The sequence below is a fragment of the Streptococcus oralis genome, from assembly GCF_026782125.1.
Taxonomy (GTDB): Bacteria; Bacillota; Bacilli; order Lactobacillales; family Streptococcaceae; genus Streptococcus; species Streptococcus oralis_CE.
Genome location: NZ_JAKUVY010000001.1, coordinates 1 through 17216, shown reverse-complemented (window position 1 = coordinate 17216; position 17216 = coordinate 1). Strand labels below are relative to the sequence as shown.

The 17216-nt window shown below is 42.8% G+C and carries 17 protein-coding genes, 10 tRNA genes and 1 riboswitch; of the genes, 8 read left to right on the top strand and 19 right to left on the bottom strand.

All coding sequences use genetic code 11. The features are described from left to right. Positions 1 to 12 precede the first annotated feature (12 nt). The 4 genes from MK385_RS00135 to MK385_RS00120 all read left to right on the top strand — a co-directional run bounded on the left by MK385_RS00135 (position 13) and on the right by MK385_RS00120 (position 3432). Complete coding sequence (locus MK385_RS00135) at positions 13 to 840, top strand: exodeoxyribonuclease III (protein WP_268724940.1); 828 nt, start codon at positions 13 to 15, stop codon at positions 838 to 840. An 11-nt stretch (positions 841 to 851) separates the two neighbouring features. Further along, a complete protein-coding gene (locus MK385_RS00130) occupies positions 852 to 1238 on the top strand; it encodes a bleomycin resistance protein (protein ID WP_268724939.1) in 387 nt (128 codons plus the stop codon). Positions 1239 to 1371: 133 nt separating this feature from the next. Continuing rightward, positions 1372 to 1467, top strand: a riboswitch (purine riboswitch). A 121-nt stretch (positions 1468 to 1588) separates the two neighbouring features. Further along, complete coding sequence (locus MK385_RS00125) at positions 1589 to 2170, top strand: xanthine phosphoribosyltransferase (RefSeq protein WP_125328202.1); 582 nt, start codon at positions 1589 to 1591, stop codon at positions 2168 to 2170. After that, positions 2170 to 3432 carry a nucleobase:cation symporter-2 family protein gene (locus MK385_RS00120; RefSeq protein ID WP_001171655.1) on the top strand — a complete coding sequence of 421 codons (1263 nt, stop codon included), beginning with the start codon at positions 2170 to 2172 and terminating at the stop codon, positions 3430 to 3432. The genes MK385_RS00125 and MK385_RS00120 overlap by 1 nt, the downstream gene beginning before the upstream one ends. A 32-nt stretch (positions 3433 to 3464) precedes the next feature. Here MK385_RS00120 and MK385_RS00115 read toward each other — a convergent pair whose 3' ends face one another. From MK385_RS00115 to MK385_RS00105, 3 genes are all read right to left on the bottom strand, one after another. Then, on the bottom strand, positions 3465 to 3869 hold the full coding sequence (locus MK385_RS00115) for a PaaI family thioesterase (protein ID WP_038804441.1): 405 nt from the start codon (positions 3867 to 3869) through the stop codon (positions 3465 to 3467). 69 nt (positions 3870 to 3938) lie between these two features. Further along, complete coding sequence (locus MK385_RS00110) at positions 3939 to 5420, bottom strand: UDP-glucose--hexose-1-phosphate uridylyltransferase (RefSeq protein WP_268724938.1); 1482 nt, start codon at positions 5418 to 5420, stop codon at positions 3939 to 3941. A gap of 18 nt (positions 5421 to 5438) precedes the next feature. Next, positions 5439 to 6617 carry a galactokinase gene (locus MK385_RS00105; protein ID WP_268724937.1) on the bottom strand — a complete coding sequence of 393 codons (1179 nt, stop codon included), beginning with the start codon at positions 6615 to 6617 and terminating at the stop codon, positions 5439 to 5441. A 164-nt stretch (positions 6618 to 6781) separates the two neighbouring features. Between MK385_RS00105 and galR the strand changes: the two genes are divergently transcribed. Further along, positions 6782 to 7786, top strand: a complete 1005-nt coding sequence (gene galR, locus MK385_RS00100; RefSeq protein ID WP_268724936.1) for a DNA-binding transcriptional regulator GalR — start codon at positions 6782 to 6784, stop codon at positions 7784 to 7786. A gap of 35 nt (positions 7787 to 7821) precedes the next feature. Here the strand turns inward: galR and MK385_RS00095 are convergent, their stop codons facing one another. After that, complete coding sequence (locus MK385_RS00095) at positions 7822 to 8712, bottom strand: cation diffusion facilitator family transporter (RefSeq protein ID WP_000095935.1); 891 nt, start codon at positions 8710 to 8712, stop codon at positions 7822 to 7824. 132 nt (positions 8713 to 8844) lie between these two features. Between MK385_RS00095 and MK385_RS00090 the strand changes: the two genes are divergently transcribed. Both MK385_RS00090 and MK385_RS00085 read left to right on the top strand, forming a co-directional pair. Beyond that, complete coding sequence (locus MK385_RS00090; RefSeq protein WP_268724935.1) at positions 8845 to 9399, top strand: TetR/AcrR family transcriptional regulator; 555 nt, start codon at positions 8845 to 8847, stop codon at positions 9397 to 9399. Between the two features lie 26 nt (positions 9400 to 9425). Continuing rightward, positions 9426 to 9758: a glucuronide permease gene (locus tag MK385_RS00085; protein WP_268724934.1), complete on the top strand. Its 333-nt coding sequence runs from the start codon at positions 9426 to 9428 to the stop codon at positions 9756 to 9758. 34 nt (positions 9759 to 9792) lie between these two features. Here MK385_RS00085 and pnuC read toward each other — a convergent pair whose 3' ends face one another. The 5 genes from pnuC to MK385_RS00060 form a co-directional block, all read right to left on the bottom strand. Beyond that, entirely contained in the window at positions 9793 to 10584 is a 792-nt protein-coding gene (gene pnuC, locus MK385_RS00080) for a nicotinamide riboside transporter PnuC (protein WP_268724933.1), read from the bottom strand. A gap of 337 nt (positions 10585 to 10921) precedes the next feature. Next, complete coding sequence (locus MK385_RS00075; RefSeq protein WP_268724932.1) at positions 10922 to 12442, bottom strand: ABC transporter permease/substrate-binding protein; 1521 nt, start codon at positions 12440 to 12442, stop codon at positions 10922 to 10924. Continuing rightward, positions 12435 to 13163, bottom strand: coding sequence for an ATP-binding cassette domain-containing protein (locus MK385_RS00070; protein ID WP_268724931.1), 729 nt, complete (start codon positions 13161 to 13163; stop codon positions 12435 to 12437). The genes MK385_RS00075 and MK385_RS00070 overlap by 8 nt, the downstream gene beginning before the upstream one ends. A gap of 78 nt (positions 13164 to 13241) precedes the next feature. Then, entirely contained in the window at positions 13242 to 13679 is a 438-nt protein-coding gene (locus tag MK385_RS00065) for a MarR family winged helix-turn-helix transcriptional regulator (protein ID WP_268724930.1), read from the bottom strand. A 139-nt stretch (positions 13680 to 13818) separates the two neighbouring features. Beyond that, positions 13819 to 15012, bottom strand: coding sequence for an O-antigen ligase family protein (locus MK385_RS00060; protein WP_008293041.1), 1194 nt, complete (start codon positions 15010 to 15012; stop codon positions 13819 to 13821). Between the two features lie 276 nt (positions 15013 to 15288). Here MK385_RS00060 and birA point away from each other — a divergent pair, with 276 nt between their 5' ends. Continuing rightward, positions 15289 to 16224, top strand: coding sequence for a bifunctional biotin--[acetyl-CoA-carboxylase] ligase/biotin operon repressor BirA (birA, locus tag MK385_RS00055; RefSeq protein ID WP_268724929.1), 936 nt, complete (start codon positions 15289 to 15291; stop codon positions 16222 to 16224). 77 nt (positions 16225 to 16301) lie between these two features. Here the strand turns inward: birA and MK385_RS00050 are convergent. The 10 genes from MK385_RS00050 to MK385_RS00005 form a co-directional block, all read right to left on the bottom strand. After that, a tRNA-Ser gene (locus tag MK385_RS00050) sits at positions 16302 to 16389 on the bottom strand. 6 nt (positions 16390 to 16395) lie between these two features. Further along, positions 16396 to 16469: transfer RNA gene (locus MK385_RS00045), tRNA-Ile, on the bottom strand. Between the two features lie 33 nt (positions 16470 to 16502). Beyond that, positions 16503 to 16573: transfer RNA gene (locus MK385_RS00040), tRNA-Gly, on the bottom strand. 16 nt (positions 16574 to 16589) lie between these two features. Beyond that, positions 16590 to 16662: transfer RNA gene (locus MK385_RS00035), tRNA-Phe, on the bottom strand. Between the two features lie 3 nt (positions 16663 to 16665). After that, positions 16666 to 16739, bottom strand: a tRNA-Met gene (locus MK385_RS00030). An 11-nt stretch (positions 16740 to 16750) separates the two neighbouring features. Further along, a tRNA-Ser gene (locus tag MK385_RS00025) sits at positions 16751 to 16840 on the bottom strand. 11 nt (positions 16841 to 16851) lie between these two features. Then, positions 16852 to 16925 (bottom strand) — tRNA-Ile (locus MK385_RS00020). A 13-nt stretch (positions 16926 to 16938) separates the two neighbouring features. Continuing rightward, positions 16939 to 17012 (bottom strand) — tRNA-Met (locus tag MK385_RS00015). 5 nt (positions 17013 to 17017) lie between these two features. Continuing rightward, positions 17018 to 17091: transfer RNA gene (locus MK385_RS00010), tRNA-Pro, on the bottom strand. A 15-nt stretch (positions 17092 to 17106) separates the two neighbouring features. Further along, a tRNA-Arg gene (locus MK385_RS00005) sits at positions 17107 to 17180 on the bottom strand. Between the last annotated feature and the right edge of the window lie 36 nt (positions 17181 to 17216).

Here is a 17216-nt window from a genome sequence, read left to right as displayed (position 1 = left end):
AAAGGTAAGTTTATGAAACTCATATCATGGAATATTGATTCCCTCAATGCAGCCCTAACGAGCGACTCAGCTCGTGCAAAATTGTCCCAAGAAGTCCTACAAACCTTGGTAGCCGAAAATGCTGATATTATCGCTATCCAAGAAACCAAGCTTTCTGCCAAGGGCCCTACTAAGAAACACATAGAAGTGCTTGAAGAACTCTTCCCAGGTTATGAAAACACTTGGCGTTCCTCTCAAGAACCTGCTCGCAAAGGCTACGCTGGAACCATGTTCCTCTATAAGAAAGAACTCACACCAACGATTAGCTTCCCAGAAATCGGTGCTCCTTCTACCATGGATTTGGAAGGCCGCATCATCACCTTGGAATTTGATACATTTTTCGTGACCCAAGTATACACACCAAACGCTGGCGACGGTCTCAAACGCTTGCAAGAACGTCAAGTCTGGGATGTCAAATACGCTGAGTATTTGGCTCAACTAGACAAAGAAAAACCAGTCCTTGCAACCGGTGACTACAACGTAGCCCACAAGGAAATCGACCTTGCAAATCCTGCCAGCAACCGCCGTTCACCAGGATTTACAGATGAGGAACGTGCTGGTTTTACCAACCTCTTGGCAACTGGATTTACTGACACCTTCCGCCACATTCACGGCGATGTCCCAGAACGTTACACTTGGTGGGCGCAACGCAGCAAGACTTCTAAAATCAACAATACAGGCTGGAGAATCGACTACTGGCTGACAAGCAACCGCGTGGCTGACAAGGTGACCAAGTCTGATATGATTGACTCTGGTGTGCGCCAAGACCACACACCCATTGTCATGGAGATTGAACTCTAAGGAGAAAACAAATGGACTATCAAGCTGTCATTCCTGAATTTGTAGTATCTGACCTCGAAAAGTCACGCCACTTCTACTGCGACTTGCTGGGATTTTCTATCGAATACGAGCGTCCAGAGGAGAAATTTCTCTTCCTCTCGCTTGAAGACTGCCAACTTATGCTAGAAGAAGGCAGCACAGAAGAATTAGCCCAACTAACCTATCCTTTCGGGCGCGGTGTCAATATTTCCTTTGGCATTGAAGATGTCCCTCAGCTCCACCAAAAACTGCTGGAAGCTGACTATCCTATCCATCGTCCTTTGACCAAAAGAAAATTTCGTGTTGGGGATCACTATATCTACCCTCATGAATTTGCGATTTTGGATCCTGATGGTTATTTTTTAAGATTTAGTGAATAGAATAATAGAAACCTACAATATCGTATCGTGTTGTAGGTTTCTTTTTTGTTCGTTTTTTTCATTAAAACACTAACAAAACATTTGATTTCTAAAGCTATTTAGTGTAAAATAATGACATTAATGATATTGCGTTTGATAATAGTACCACTTTACTTGTTTATGTCGTGAATTGGCACGACGTTTCTACAAGGTGCCGGAACACCTAACAATGAGTATGTCAGCTGAAGGCATGGTTTTGGCCATGCCTATTTTGGGGACTTACTTAGGGGATTAAGTAGGTCCTTTTTCTATTACTATAGTAGAAACTCTAGACAAACAAATGAAGTATCTTTTAGACTTTAGGAGGTCTTATGAAATTATTAGAAGAGCGCATCCTTCAGGATGGGCATATCTTGGGTGACAACATCCTCAAGGTAGATTCCTTTTTAACCCACCAAGTTGACTATCGTTTGATGCGGGAGATTGGTAAGGTTTTTGCGAAAAAATTTGCGTCTGCTGGAATTACCAAGGTTGTAACGATTGAAGCTTCAGGGATCACCCCAGCTGTTTTTACAGCTGAAGCCTTAGATGTTCCCATGATTTTCGCAAAGAAAGCTAAAAACATCACTATGAACGAAGGCATCTTAACTGCTGAGGTTTACTCCTTTACCAAGCAGGTAACGAGCACGGTTTCCATCGCTGGGAAATTCCTCTCACCTGAGGACAAGGTCTTGATTATCGATGATTTCCTAGCCAATGGACAAGCTGCCAAAGGCTTGATCCAAATCATCGAACAGGCCGGAGCAAAAGTCGAAGCCATCGGTATTGTTATCGAAAAATCCTTCCAGAATGGTCGTGATTTGCTCGAGAAAGCTGGCTATCCAGTTCTATCACTCGCTCGTTTGGAACGTTTTGAAAATGGTCAGGTCGTATTTAAGGAGGCAGATCTCTAATGCAAAAACAAGAAAAACACTCGCAAGCAGCCGTTCTTGGCTTGCAGCACTTACTAGCCATGTACTCAGGTTCTATCCTGGTTCCCATCATGATTGCGACAGCTCTTGGCTATTCAGCTGAGCAGTTGACCTACCTGATCTCCACAGATATCTTCATGTGTGGGGTGGCCACCTTCCTTCAACTCCAACTCAACAAATACTTTGGGATTGGACTACCAGTCGTTCTCGGGGTTGCCTTCCAGTCGGTTGCTCCTTTGATTATGATTGGGCAAAGCCACGGTAGCGGTGCTATGTTTGGTGCCCTTATCGTTTCAGGGATTTATGTGGTTCTGATTTCAGGCATTTTCTCAAAAGTAGCTAATCTTTTCCCTTCTATCGTAACAGGCTCTGTCATTACCACGATTGGTTTAACCTTGATTCCTGTTGCTATTGGAAATATGGGAAATAACGTTCCAGAGCCAACTGGTCAAAGTCTCTTACTTGCTGCTATCACTGTTCTAATTATCCTCTTGATTAACATCTTTACCAAAGGATTTATCAAGTCTATCTCCATTTTGATTGGTCTGGTTGTTGGAACTGCCATCGCTGCTACCATGGGCTTGGTTGATTTCTCCCCTGTTGCGGCAGCACCGCTTGTCCATGTTCCAACTCCCCTCTACTTTGGTGTACCGACTTTTGAAATCTCATCCATCGTCATGATGTGTATCATTGCAACGGTTTCCATGGTTGAATCCACTGGTGTTTACCTGGCCTTGTCTGATATCACCAATGACCCAATCGACAGCACGCGCCTGCGCAACGGTTACCGTGCAGAAGGTCTGGCCGTACTTCTCGGAGGAATCTTTAACACCTTCCCTTACACAGGATTTTCACAAAACGTTGGTTTGGTTAAATTATCTGGTATCAAGACCCGCCTGCCAATCTACTACGCTGCTGGTTTCCTAGTCCTCCTTGGACTCCTTCCTAAGTTTGGTGCCCTCGCCCAAATCATTCCGAGCCCTGTTCTTGGAGGGGCCATGCTGGTGATGTTTGGCTTTGTTTCCCTTCAAGGGATGCAAATCCTCGCCCGCGTTGATTTTGCTAACAATGAACACAACTTCCTTATCGCAGCTGTTTCCATCGCTGCAGGTGTAGGTCTAAACAACAGTAATCTCTTTGTCAGCATGCCGACAGCCTTCCAAATGTTCTTCTCAAACGGAATCGTCGTAGCCAGCTTACTGGCCATTGTCCTCAATGCAGTATTAAACCGGAAGAAGAAATAAGAAAAAGAGGTTTGAGCCTCTTTTTTGTTTCTTTATATCCTTACCTGTCTTTCTTCAGACCGCTGACCTGTGACAAACATGGTAAAGGTGGCCTTGCAGACATTTCTGCCTTCTTGATTGGTGATATCGACATCCACGACACAAGTTGTGCGACCTTGATGGACACATTCTCCTTTAATGGTCAGCACATCGTCGAGTTTTCCTGCCTTGAGGTAGTTGATAGAGGACTGAAGCGTCACTCCATCAAGCCCTAGCGAGATAACCACCAAACCACTAATCTGGTCACAAAGAGTAAAGAGATAGCCACCATGGGCATTGCCGTAGTAGTTGAGCGACGAGTCCACTACTTTCGTCGTCACGACAACCTGACCATCTCTCATTTTCTCTATTTCGTAATTTTCAAAAGCAGATATAGCGTCAAAATGAAAATCTTTCATCGTTTCCTCCTGATAGTTCAAACGACACTATGATACTACTTTTTATAGGACTATGCAAGGAGAAAGCTCCTAGTCTGGCAAAATTCCGACCTGTTCTACAAAGCGCATAAAGGCTGCTTGTCCCTGTTCCGTTTGCTTGTAGACTCCTGCATCCTCAAGTACACGAGCAAAGATAGCTCCCACAGAGTCCTTAACGATTTCAAGGGCTTTTTCTTTATCCGTCAGATCTGAATGTTGGACTTTGAGTTGGTCTGCCCATTCCTGATGATAAGCGGCAACTGAGACATCTTCTCCGACAAGGTAGGCTGCTACTTGCTCCACTTCTTCTTTCAGACGTGGTGGCAGGATAGCCAAGCCCATGACCTCAATCAAGCCGATATTTTCCTTCTTGATATGCTGGACATCCTTGTGGGGATGATAGATGCCGTCAGGATGCTCTGGCGAAGTCTGATTGTCCCGCAAGACTAAGTCCAACTCAAACTGACCGTCGCGTTTGCGAGCAATCGGTGTGATAGTGTGGTGCGGTGTCCCGTCTGTCTCTGCTAAAATCTGCACACTAGGATCTGAATACTGGCGCCACTCCTGCAAAATCTTATCAGCCAAGTTGGTCAAATCCTCTTTGGAATCCGAAGCCAAACGCAACACTGACATTGGCCATTTGACGATCCCAGCCTTTACCTGTTCAAAACCAGTAAAAGAGAAAGTCTTTTGCAGAGGAGCCAATTCCATAGGAAAGACATGACGCCCTCCCTGATAGTGATCATGGGTCAGGATAGAACCACCCACTATCGGCAAGTCGGCATTAGAACCCGCAAAATAACCTGGAAACTGCTCTACGATCGCCAGCAGACGCTCAAAGCTATGACGACTAATGACCATAGGTCGATGCTGGCCATCTAAGAAGATACAGTGCTCATTAAAATAAGCATAGGGCGAATACTGGAATCCCCATTTCTGACCCGCCATTTCAAAACGGATAATCCGGTGGTTGCTACGGGCTGGATGGTTAACTCGACCATGGTAGCCCTCATTCTCTAGACAGAGTTGACACTGGGGATAATTGCTAGCTTGCACCAACTTGGCTGCCGCAATCTCCTTTGGATCCTTTTCAGGTTTAGACAGATTGATAGTAATCTCCAGTTCTCCGTAGTCTGATGGAACACGATAAGCAATATTCTTAGCAATGGCCTTGAGCTTGATGTAGTCATTTTTCTGACTAAGTTGGTAGAAGTCCGCAATTGCCTGTTCGGGAGATTGGGCATAGGTTGTCCAAAAGTTACGATTAACCTGACTTGGACAAGGGGTTACCAAGTCCATCAGTTCAGCACCGAGGATTTCACGCGCAGTCTGACTGTCCTCAATCGTCTCTAATCGAACCGCCTCCTCGACAAGCTGGTCCTTGAGGTCAATCAACTCATCTAGACCAGTCTCAACTTCCAAAACACCATCTCCTACTCGTGCCAAGACACGATTGGTTAGGTAAACTCGATCCATTTCTTCAAAAGCACTTTCAGCAATAACGTGTGTTACAAATTTATCTACTAAGGTCACTATAAAGCCTCCTTTTAACTAGTCAAGGACGCGAGTGCCACCTGCAACTTCAGCGATATAGAAGCTTGGACCGTATCCAACGACTTCCTCATAGTGCTTGCCAACAGCTTCTTTAAAGACCTCAACAGCGTCTTTTTGAACCAAGGCAATGGCACATCCGCCAAAACCTGCCCCTGTCATACGAGCACCGAGAACACCTTCTTGAGCCCAAGCTGTGTGAACAAGAGTATCCAATTCCAAGCCAGTTACTTCATAGTCATGTTCTAGGGAAACGTGAGATGCATTCATCAAGCGACCAAATGTTTCCAAATCACCTGCTTGAAGGGCAACTTGAGCTTTAAGGGTACGTTGGTTTTCAAGCACAGCATGGCGAGCACGTTTCAAACGATTTTCGTCTTTAATCAGGTAGCTGTATTGATCAAAGGCCCACTCATCCAATTCACCCAAGGTCTGAATGTCCAAGGCAACTTGCAATTCTTCCACAGCTTTTTCACACTCAGCACGACGTTCGTTGTATTTAGAGTCCGCTAGTTCACGGCGTTTATTGGTGTTCATGATAACAACGACATTGTCCTTCAAATCAAGTGGCACCAAGTCGTACTCCAAAGTATTGGTATCTAGGTAAATAGCACGTTGGTCAGCCCCCATACCGATAGCAAACTGGTCCATGATACCAGAGTTGACTCCGATAAAGTTATTCTCAGTTTGTTTTCCAATTTTAACCAAATCCAAACGGTCTAGTTTTAAATCAAAGAGATGTTCTGCCACGACCCCTGTCAAGAGTTCCAAGGATGCTGATGAGGACAAACCTGCACCATTTGGGATATTCCCATAAACATAAAAATCAAACCCTTTATCAATCACGTGTCCAGCTTCTTGCAAGAAATGAAGAACCCCTTTTGGATAGTTGGTCCAGCTGTGCTCTTTTTCAAACTTGAGATCAGCAAGAGGCACTTCGATGATACCCTTGTCCTCAAAGTTGGCTGAGTAGAAACGCAAAACTTGGTCGTCACGTTTGCGAGCCGCCCCATAAGTTCCCAAGGAAATAGCTGCTGGGAAAACATGTCCACCATTGTAATCCGTGTGTTCACCAATCAAATTGATACGACCTGGTGAAAAGAAGGTTTGGTCTGCTTCTTGACCAAAAACGGCAAGAAAGTCTTTACGAAGTGCTTCAGCAGTAAGATGTTGTGTCATATGAATTCTCCTTTTACTGTTCGTTAAGTCACCTTAACGTGTAATCGTTTTCTTCTATTGTATCCAAGGGATTTACCAAGGTCAATCCTTTTTACTAAACTTTTACTAAACTATCAGTAAAAAGCAGAAAAATATGATATACTAACCTAAAAGGAGGAGGATTTATGGCTACCTTAAAAGACATTGCACAGCTAGCCTCTGTCTCTATCGCGACCGTATCTCGTGTCCTCAATCGCGACCAGAGTCTATCTGTTACAGAAGAAACCAGACACCGTATTTTAACTGTCGCTGAAGAGCTGGGCTATACCAAGCATCTCAAGACAGGCGAATCCCACAAACCCAAGCAAAAGATTGCCATTATCCAATGGGTCAGCGAGCAGGGGGAACTAGACGACCTCTACTACTACCAGATTCGTCTCGGTATTGAAAAAAGAGCCCAAGAGTTAGACTATGATATCTTGCGCTATTTTAACGACCATCCTTTTACACTGAGCGAGGAAGTGATTGGCATTCTCTGCATCGGAAAGTTCAGCCGAGCACAGATTTCTGCCTTTGAAGAATACCAAAAACCTTTAGTCTTTATAGACAGTGATACCCTCTCACTAGGTCATACCTGTATTATTACTGACTTTTACACTGCTGTGAAACAAGTTGTAGACCATTTCCTCAGCCAAGGGCTTGATCGTATCGGGATTCTCACCGGCCTTGAAGAAACAACCGACCAAGAAGAAATCATCCAGGATAAACGTCTAGAACATTTTAAAAACTACTCTCTATCAAAAGGTATCTACAATGATAAACTGGTCTTTCAAGGTAGTTTTACTGCCCAGTCTGGATATGACTTGATGAAGGAGGCTATTCACAAGTTGGGGGATCAGCTCCCTCCAGCATTTTTCGCAGCCAGCGATAGTTTAGCCATCGGTGCCCTCCGTGCCCTTCAAGAAGCTGGAATTAGCTTGCCAGACCGTGTTAGTCTCATTTCTTTTAACGATACTAGCCTGACCAAGCAGGTCTATCCTCCCCTATCTAGTATCACAGTCTATACTGAGGAGATGGGCCGAGTCGGTATGGATATTCTTAATAAGGAAGTTCTCCACGGTCGCAAAATCCCTAGCCTAACCATGCTGGGCACCAGACTGACTCTGAGAGAAAGTACGAGAAATGAATAAGATATTAAAACGACCTCAACAAGAGGTCGTTTTTTCTAGTGATGATGAGGATGGTTCTGCTCTAAGGCTGTTATCCTCCGTTTATGTTGCGCATGATTGCTTTGACTGCTATCCACTTCAATAGTGATATTCTGCACGCCTCTTTCTTCTAAAAATTGACGCACCACTTCTTTGGTTTCCATCATCTGTTCCCAGTCCTTAATACAAATGTGGACAATAGCATTATTCTCTAGACCGTCCATGGACCAAATGCTAAGTTGATTGACACTTTTGACATTGATCAGAGCCTCCAAATCCTTCTCCAAATCCCCTGTCTCTACTCCTTCTGGCACAGCATCCAAGAAAATCTTGAGTGCACTCCAAAAGCGAGGAATGGCTTTTGTTAGAATGAAGATAGAAATGACAAGAGATAAGAGTGGATCAAGGATATACCAATCTGTAAATTTGAGGATGATCGCCATTAGAATGACAGCCAACCAACCAAGAGTGTCTTCCAAAAAATGCAAGCTCAAAATTGACTCGTTCTTTGTCTTTCCTTTACGAACTACCAGACTAGCTAGCACATTGATACTTACTGCAATGATTCCTAGCCAGAGGATGCCCTCATCATTAACAGGTTGTGGATTAAAAAGTTTAGTTATATTTTCTAAAATCACTAGGATGGATCCTGTGATAAGAATCACAGCAGTCACCAGAGCCCCTAAAAGACTAAATCGTTTGTAACCCAAGGTGTACTGTCCATCTTCTTCACGATTGGAAATTGTTTCTAAAAGGGCTGATAGGCCAATGGCCATAGCATCTCCCAAGTCATGAACAGAATCAGCAAGAACAGCACTTGACCCAAAGATTCCTCCTGCGATAAACTCAACAATCGCATAGCTTAAATTTAAGAAAAAAGCTAGCCAGATAGATGTTTTAGAACTCATTTCTCTCCCTCCTTTGGTATAATGGGTATATACATACTTCCTTCATTTGTATTATCTAATAAAATCCAAAGAAAGGATAGAAACAAACTGTCAGCCATGTTCAGTTCTGAACAGTTTGTATCAAGTGTCTATATGCCAAAAAGAGACCGTCGGGTTAGTAAGACTAAAAAAGCCATCTATCAAGCTTTTTTACAACTTTTGAACGACAAAGGCTATGATACCACTACTGTTCAGGATATCATTGACCTAGCAGATGTTGGACGTTCTACTTTTTACTGTCACTACGAGAGTAAGGAACTCCTTTTAGATGAGCTCTGTCGCTACCTCTTTCATCATCTCTTTGAAAGAGAAGGACACTTTACTACCGAGGACTACCTCGCACATATCTTTTTACATTTTCAGAAAAACCAGGACCATGTCACCAGTCTCCTTTTTTCCAAAAACGACTACTTCCTCCGCCAACTACACAAGGAACTCGAACACCACGTTTATCCCATGGTGGCGGGTGACTTGCAAGAGGCCTACCCAAACATTCCAGCCTCCTACCTCCAGCATTTTGTTGTGACGAACTTTATCGAGACCCTAACTTGGTGGCTAAAAAAAGGAAAATCCTATACCGAAGACCAAGTGGTGAGATTTTACCTTGATGTAATCGAGATGACCTCTATAACTCCACTTGATAACTAAGCCTGTAACTCAGAAAGGAACCAACTATGTTAACTTCGATGATTCTAGGAATACTAACAATTGTACTAGCTCTCGCCTTCTCACTGCTTCACCTTGCTGCTGCTTTTTCAGCCATGAAACAAAAGAACTACAGTTTGGGAAACAAGTGCATCTTGGTCGGCAGTTGCATCACTTCTCTGGCTCTAGCCATCTTTTACTTCGTCCCACTTGCAACCATTCTTCTATGGATTGTGGGTTCGAGTATCGTCTGCTATGGTGCCTACTGGAACGGCCAACAGAAAGAAAACCAACATATATCGCACCACATCGTTCGTATAACGAGCGCTATTGTCATTACGGTATTATTCATTTTGCTCTAATACAAAAAAGGATCATCTGATCCTTTTTTACTTTTTAAGCACTCTTTGCTGCCTTGCTCCACTGATACCAACCAACGAGACTATTGATCAAGTAAATCAGGTATTTCCCTTGGATTTGCAAGCTTTCTCCCCACCAGAGATAGATTGAAAAGACATTTGTAGCTGCCCAGAATATCCATTGCTCACGGTAAACAGCTGTCATGAGAATTTGCCCAACCCCATTGGTCGCATCAGTGATGGAATCTCGATAAGGACGGTTGGCTCCGATAGACTGATAAATGAATCCAAATACCAACCACCAAAGAACACTAATGGAAAGATACTTGGTCCAACCTTTACCGTCCAGTTTACGCGCGACAAACTCCTGCTTTTCTTTCTTGAACTGTGCCTGGTAGATCCAAACTAGAAGTCCAATTGGCTGCATGACCGTGAAGTAAAGTGTCGTCAGCACCTCACCATAAAAGCCTTTCTGCAAAGCCAAGATAAGGTAAATGACAGAGTTAATCAAACCAAAAAGGTAATTACTTGCTCGACCTTCCGATACAAAGATGACACAGATAATCCCAGTCAGGCTACAAATCATCCCAACCCAGTCAACAATGCGGTGTTCATAAATCAACTCCAGCCAGATTGGAAAACTTCCTAAAACTAGCAGGTAAAGCCACTGGGCAAAACTACGATTGGCAAAGAGGTCATTCCAGATAGCCTTCATGGTTCCTGAAAATCCTAAATCAGCCATAGCAGCAACCATACGGCGGTAACCGCCAGACATTTCACCAAGAGTAATTTTGATATTCTTGAGTTTTGTTTGCAAATAAGTCGTCATATTTTCTCCTTTTGTTTTTAAAGAGCCGTGTCTGGATAGACTTTCGGACGCAACGCTCTATTATATATCTCCTGAACTGTCTATACACAAGATTCCCATCCTTAGTCGACATGAGCTGGAAATCCTTATTTGTTAAGTAGTTCACAACACATTATACACCTATTATCTGAATAGTCAAGTGTATTTACAGTAAAACTTTAGAAAATCCTGAAAATTTCCTCTTATTTTCCATTTAAAAATGAAAATCATTAATTCTGACACTAAAAAAGCCCAGACAAGATTGTCTGAGCATTCTTCTGTATGGTCAATTAAAGAAGTTGAGTTTGACATTTTCAATCTATTTCTTCAACAAGCCTTGTTCTTGTAGAAATTCTTTAGCTACTTGTTCTGCTGACTTGCCTTCAACACCGACTTGGTAGTTGAGCTGGCTCATCTGGCTTTCAGTAATTTTACCAGCCAATTTATTGAGAACTGTCTCCAACTCAGGATGTTTCTTGAGAAGAGCTTCTTTCATTAGTGGAGCTCCTTGATAAGGTGGGAAGAGTTGCTTGTCATCTTCCAAGACCTGTAAATCATAACGCGCCAATTCTGCATCTGTCGAATAGGCATCCGTAATTTGAATATCACCTGACTGAATTGCCTGATAGCGAAGAGCTGGCTCCATGGTCGCTACGTTGAGATTGAGTCCGTAGAGAGACTGCAAGCCCTTATTGCCATCTTCACGGTCATTAAACTCAAGAGTAAAGCCTGCTTTCAACTGTCCTTCCACTTTTTTCAAGTCCGAAATGGTCTTCAAGCCATATTCTTGAGCAATCTTTTTCGGAACAGCTACAGCGTATGTGTTTTGATAAGACATAGGTTTGAGATAAGCCAGATGATCCTGTTTGGCAATGCCATCACGCGCCACTTGATAAACCTGCTCTGGTTCATGACCTACTTTAGGTGCTGGTTGAAGCAAACTTTCAGTCACCGTACCAGTAAATTCAGGATAGATATCAATATCCCCTTTTTTCAGAGCTTCATAGAGGAAGCTTGTTTTCCCAAAATTCGGTTTAACAGTCGCAGTCATACTGGTATTCTCTTCAATCAGCAACTTATACATATTAGCCAAAATTTCTGGTTCCGGTCCTAATTTCCCAGCAATCACCAAGTTTTCTTTCTCTTTTTGAGCAAATAGAGCTGGACTATAAGACAGACCTAGCAATATGGTCACCAAGGCAAAACCAGAGAAAATCGTCCGCAATTTTGCTTTTTCCATCACTTTTAGTAGGAAGTTAAAGGCAATAGCCAGCACTGCTGAAGAAAGGGCCCCAATCAAAATCAGACTGGTATTATTGCGGTCAATTCCCAAAAGGATAAAGGAACCCAGTCCGCCTGCCCCAATCAAGGCTGCCAAGGTTGCCGTACCGATAATCAAGACCGCTGCCGTCCGAATCCCAGACATGATAACAGGCATGGCAAGTGGAATTTCGAATTTCTTGAGACGTTCCCATCTGGTCATCCCAAAGGCAATCCCAGCCTCCTGCAGACTCGGATCAATTCCCTTCAGCCCAGTGATGGTATTTTGTAAAATCGGGAAAATCGCATAGATTACTAGAGCTGTCAAAGCAGGCAAGGTCCCAATTCCCATCAAGGGAATAAAGAGCCCCAACAAGGCCAGAGACGGGATGGTCTGGAAAATCCCTGCAATCTGCAAGACCCAATCCGCCATCTTTTCATGATAACGAAGAAATACCGCTAAGGGGACTGCAATAAAAATAGCTAGTAACAAGGTCAAAAGTGACAACTGCAAATGTTGAGATAGAGCTGTTACCCAATCACTAAAACGCTCCTGAAAAGTTGATATCAAATTAGCCATGGACACTACCTCCAAACAAGTCTGCTACAAAGTCTGTTGCAGGCGCTTTTAAAATCGTCTCAGGATTCGCCACCTGACGAATCTCTCCATCCTGCAAAACAGCAATACGGTCCGCCAATTTCAAAGCTTCATCCGTATCATGGGTCACAAAAATCGTTGTCATCCCAAATTCTTTATGTAATTCTTTCGTCAGAACCTGTAGCTGTTTTCTCGAAATAGCATCCAAGGCCGAAAAGGGCTCATCCATGAGGAGAATCTTAGGCTGACCAATCATAGCACGAACAATACCAACCCGTTGCTGTTCCCCACCAGATAATTCACTTGGAAGTCGATGCCCATACTCAGCCACTGGTAAACCAACCTTAGCTAAAAGCTCTTCTGTTTTCTGAGCAATCTCTTCCTTAGTCCACCCCTTCATCTCAGGAATGAGAGCAATATTTTCCGCAACCGTTAGATTGGGAAACAGAGCAATGGCCTGTAAAACATAACCAGTAGAAAGACGAAGTTCACGCTCATCATAGTCTTTGATGCGCTTGCCATCCATATAAATATTTCCATCAGTCGGTTCCAAAAGACGGTTAATCATCTTGATCATGGTCGTCTTACCGGACCCAGAAGGTCCAACTAAAACCATGAACTCCCCATTCTCAATCCGTAAATTGACATCTCTCAAAACATCTTTTTCTGTGTAGCGTAGTGCTACATTTTTGTATTCAATCATTCTTTGTCCTCAATTTAAAACTTTCCTCGATTGGTCAAGTTACCAAACTTTTAATAACTAATTTACCCCATTCTAAGCCTAATTTCCATTCTCTTTCAGATTAGCCAAAATTCTTTCTTGAAAGGCTTCAAACTTCCGAATTTCTTCCTCAGAGAAACCTTTATAAAAAATAGCATCCAACTTTTGACTGACACGATGGCCAACTTCTTTCTGGGACCAACCAAGTTCAGTCAGAACGACATATTTCTTTCTCTTATCTATTCCACATGGGCTAATGATGACCAGGTTTTGCTCCTCAAGATTCTTTATCATGGTTGTTAGCGTATTGTTGGCGAGACCAGTCGCCAGCGCAATATCTGTCGCGGTTGCACAGCCAGTTTCACTATTCCATAAGACAGCGAGAATCTTGCCCTGTTCACTCCGATAAAGAGCCCCAGGATCCTGACTCAGTAACTTTTGAAAAATCCGCCCATTTAACAAACGAATATGATGGGCTACTAAATGACTATCTTTCATGATCTCTCCAATTTATTTCTATATCGAATTGTTTTTATTGTAACACCTGTCATTCCATCTGTCAACTATTTCGATTTAGAACTAATTTTTCTCAGTAAAAAATCTCCTACTCAAGGTAGAAGATTTCAATCTTATAAACTTAATCCGTCATGTCTGATACCAAAGTTCGACGCTCCAATGGAATACTGCACATAACTAACAAGAAAATGAAGCCTGACTGAATCCAGAAAAGGGCCAAGTCAAAGATTCCATGCACAGCAACCACTGTAAGGAAAGATAGATAAAGACCGATAATTGGACGTTTCCCCGACTCCTGACTCATATCCATCATCAAACGAACAGGAGCAACAGAAGACAAAGCTAATAAAATGGTTCCCACAATTCCGTAACTCAGAATCGTATCAATATAAAGGCTGTGAGCATGTTCATGATAAGGAGCATTTATCCGAGGATAAGAGTGCATATAGGTCAATGGCCCCTCCCCCCAAAAAGGATTTTGCTTAAACAAGGCCATCCCAGCATCCCAGATAGAAATGCGTTCTTCCATAGAGGAATCTAAAGTCCCCATCCGAACTCCCAAATCACTAGAAAAAAGGAAACTCAAGCCAATCGCAAAGACCCCGATACTAAGCCAAAAGGCCTTCCAGTTTTTAATGGTTGTAAAGAGATAAATGATGGCTCCAGCGATAATAGCAGGAAAGGCAGTTCGATTTTGCGTAAAGTTCAATCCAAAGAGATTAACAAAGCCTGCAATCACACAGAATACCTTCAACCAATTCAACTTGGTCGTTGTAAAGAGATAGAAGGCAATCATGATACAGAAACAACAAATAATTCCATAGTAATTAGGATTAAAAAAGGTCACTTCTGCCCGATTCTGATGCCATACCTGCATATTGGGCGAAAGAAAGGCATAGTTAAATTTCTTTACAATTTGGAAATGCTCCAAAGTAGCAAAAGCCGCAGAGAGCACACTACCAAACAAGATTGTCTGCAGTATCAGTCGAAAGAAAGCATGTGTCAGACGTTTCTGGTAGAAACTAAAGAAAATGAGGAAGAGAAACATCAGTAAAGATGCAACCAATCCAAGCCAATTCTTAGCGACGATAGAGATGATACTACTGTAGGCAATAAAAAAGAGAAGTACAGGATGTTTGGCCAATCCTTTGATAATTCCCTTCATCTCCCCAGTAACAAGTAAACCTATCAAATATAAAGCAAAGAGCCCTAAGAATAAATAAAAAGGTAAAAAGATACTTATGATCATCAAATATAAAAAGAAATCTTTTTTCGAAAGCCCTCTTATCTTATCCAGTAATCCAATTGATTTCAAAACGGATCCTTTCTGTTCTGGATTTCTCCAGAAGATAAATGCTAAACTATCTTTATATTCTACCATTTTTTCCGTCATTTGGGAACAATGAACACGCTATCAAAATGAAAAAACTTTTACGAAAGTATGAAAGTATACTCTATTATATTCAAAGACATTCCAGTCCAGTAGTTGCTAGATAAAAAGAAGGAAACTTCTAAAAAAGGAAAAGCTATGGTAGAATATAATAAAGTTAAAAATAACTACTATTGAACGACAGTTAAAAAGGAAAAATCTATGAAATCACACCAACTAGTTTACCAAATATTAGCTAGAGAAAACGATTATGTTAGCGGAGAAAAAATCGGAGAAGAACTGAATTTAAGCCGTACATCCATATGGAAAGCGATCCAACGTCTTCAACAAGAAGGCCTAGAAATTGACAGTATCAAAAATAGAGGATACAAGCTTATTCAAGGCGATCTGATATTGCCTGATTTGATTCAGGAGAAAACCAACTTAACCATTCGCTACAAACCTGAGACCAAATCAACACAAACAGATGCAAAAGAAGGGATTGAGGCTGGAAACCAAGGAAATACACTCTATCTTTCAACCTGTCAAACAGCAGGTCGTGGCCGCTTTCAGCGTCTCTACTATTCTCCATCTCAGGGTGGGATCTATATGTCCCTGCATATTCAACCCAATCTTCCCTATGAAAAACTCCCTTCCTATACTCTCCTTGTAGCTGCTGCAGTCTACAAAGCCATTAAAAATCTCACTATGATAGAAGTAGATATCAAATGGGTAAATGACATCTACTTAAAAAATAAAAAGATAGCAGGTATCCTCACCGAAGCCATGACATCAGTTGAGACAGGCTTGGTTACCGATGTCATTATCGGACTTGGTATAAATTTTTCTATAGAAGACTTCCCAGAAGACCTAAAAGAAAAAGCAGGTAGCCTATTTATGCCACCTGCACCAATCAGTCGTAATGATCTCATCAGCGAAATATGGAATTGTTTCTACAATACGGATTCAGATGAGCTACTTTATATCTATAAAGAAAGATCAATCGTTCTTGGAAAAGAAGTTACCTTCCAGCTAGATGGAAAATTGAATAAAGGTCTTGCAAAAGAAATCTCAGAATCTGGTCAACTACAAGTCGAACTTGCAAACAAACATACTATCTGGCTAAATAGCGGAGAAATATCACTAATAAATTGGTAATAAACAAATCCCTCTTTTAACGATTTAGAAGGGGGATTTGTTTACAAAAAAAAGAGCCTAACAGCTCTCTTAACTCACGGAGAATGGGGGATTCGAACCCCCGCGCCGGTTACCCGACCTAACGATTTAGCAAACCGTCCTCTTCAGCCTCTTGAGTAATTCTCCTATTAATGGGCACGAGTGGACTCGAACCACCGACCTCACGCTTATCAGGCGTGCGCTCTAACCACCTGAGCTACGCGCCCAAGTTCAAAAACTTGGTATGAACTTTCGTTCAAAGCGGGTGACGAGAATCGAACTCGCGACAACAGCTTGGAAGGCTGTAGTTTTACCACTAAACTACACCCGCTTAATAAAACAAAATATGGCGCGAGACGGAATCGAACCGCCGACACATGGAGCTTCAATCCATTGCTCTACCAACTGAGCTACCGAGCCAAATTGCGGGAGCAGGATTTGAACCTACGACCTTCGGGTTATGAGCCCGACGAGCTACCGAGCTGCTCCATCCCGCGTTAATATAAAAAGGAGGATGTGGGATTCGAACCCACGCACGCTTTTACACGCCTGACGGTTTTCAAGACCGTTCCCTTCAGCCGGACTTGGGTAATCCTCCATCATTTACAATGGACCTTGTAGGACTTGAACCTACGACCACTCGGTTATGAGCCGAGAGCTCTAACCAGCTGAGCTAAAGGTCCAACAAGATCAATATAGCGGCGAAGGGGATCGAACCCCCGACCTCCCGGGTATGAACCGGACGCTCTAGCCAGCTGAGCTACACCGCCATGAATCGGGAAGACAGGATTCGAACCTGCGACACCTTGGTCCCAAACCAAGTACTCTACCAAGCTGAGCTACTTCCCGCGTTAAATAAAAAAATGCACCCTAGAGGAGTCGAACCTCTAACCGCCTGATTCGTAGTCAGGTACTCTATCCAGTTGAGCTAAGGGTGCCCATCAATATATGCCGAGGACCGGAATCGAACCGGT

Coding starts and splice junctions, on each gene's coding strand:
- MK385_RS00135 (WP_268724940.1), top strand. CDS start 13: ATGAAACTCATATCATGGAATATTGATTCCCTCAATGCAGCCCTAACG.
- MK385_RS00130 (WP_268724939.1), top strand. CDS start 852: ATGGACTATCAAGCTGTCATTCCTGAATTTGTAGTATCTGACCTCGAA.
- MK385_RS00125 (WP_125328202.1), top strand. CDS start 1,589: ATGAAATTATTAGAAGAGCGCATCCTTCAGGATGGGCATATCTTGGGT.
- MK385_RS00120 (WP_001171655.1), top strand. CDS start 2,170: ATGCAAAAACAAGAAAAACACTCGCAAGCAGCCGTTCTTGGCTTGCAG.
- MK385_RS00115 (WP_038804441.1), bottom strand. CDS start 3,869: ATGAAAGATTTTCATTTTGACGCTATATCTGCTTTTGAAAATTACGAA.
- MK385_RS00105 (WP_268724937.1), bottom strand. CDS start 6,617: ATGACACAACATCTTACTGCTGAAGCACTTCGTAAAGACTTTCTTGCC.
- galR (WP_268724936.1), top strand. CDS start 6,782: ATGGCTACCTTAAAAGACATTGCACAGCTAGCCTCTGTCTCTATCGCG.
- MK385_RS00095 (WP_000095935.1), bottom strand. CDS start 8,712: ATGAGTTCTAAAACATCTATCTGGCTAGCTTTTTTCTTAAATTTAAGC.
- MK385_RS00090 (WP_268724935.1), top strand. CDS start 8,845: ATGCCAAAAAGAGACCGTCGGGTTAGTAAGACTAAAAAAGCCATCTAT.
- MK385_RS00085 (WP_268724934.1), top strand. CDS start 9,426: ATGTTAACTTCGATGATTCTAGGAATACTAACAATTGTACTAGCTCTC.
- pnuC (WP_268724933.1), bottom strand. CDS start 10,584: ATGACGACTTATTTGCAAACAAAACTCAAGAATATCAAAATTACTCTT.
- MK385_RS00075 (WP_268724932.1), bottom strand. CDS start 12,442: ATGGCTAATTTGATATCAACTTTTCAGGAGCGTTTTAGTGATTGGGTA.
- MK385_RS00070 (WP_268724931.1), bottom strand. CDS start 13,163: ATGATTGAATACAAAAATGTAGCACTACGCTACACAGAAAAAGATGTT.
- MK385_RS00065 (WP_268724930.1), bottom strand. CDS start 13,679: ATGAAAGATAGTCATTTAGTAGCCCATCATATTCGTTTGTTAAATGGG.
- birA (WP_268724929.1), top strand. CDS start 15,289: ATGAAATCACACCAACTAGTTTACCAAATATTAGCTAGAGAAAACGAT.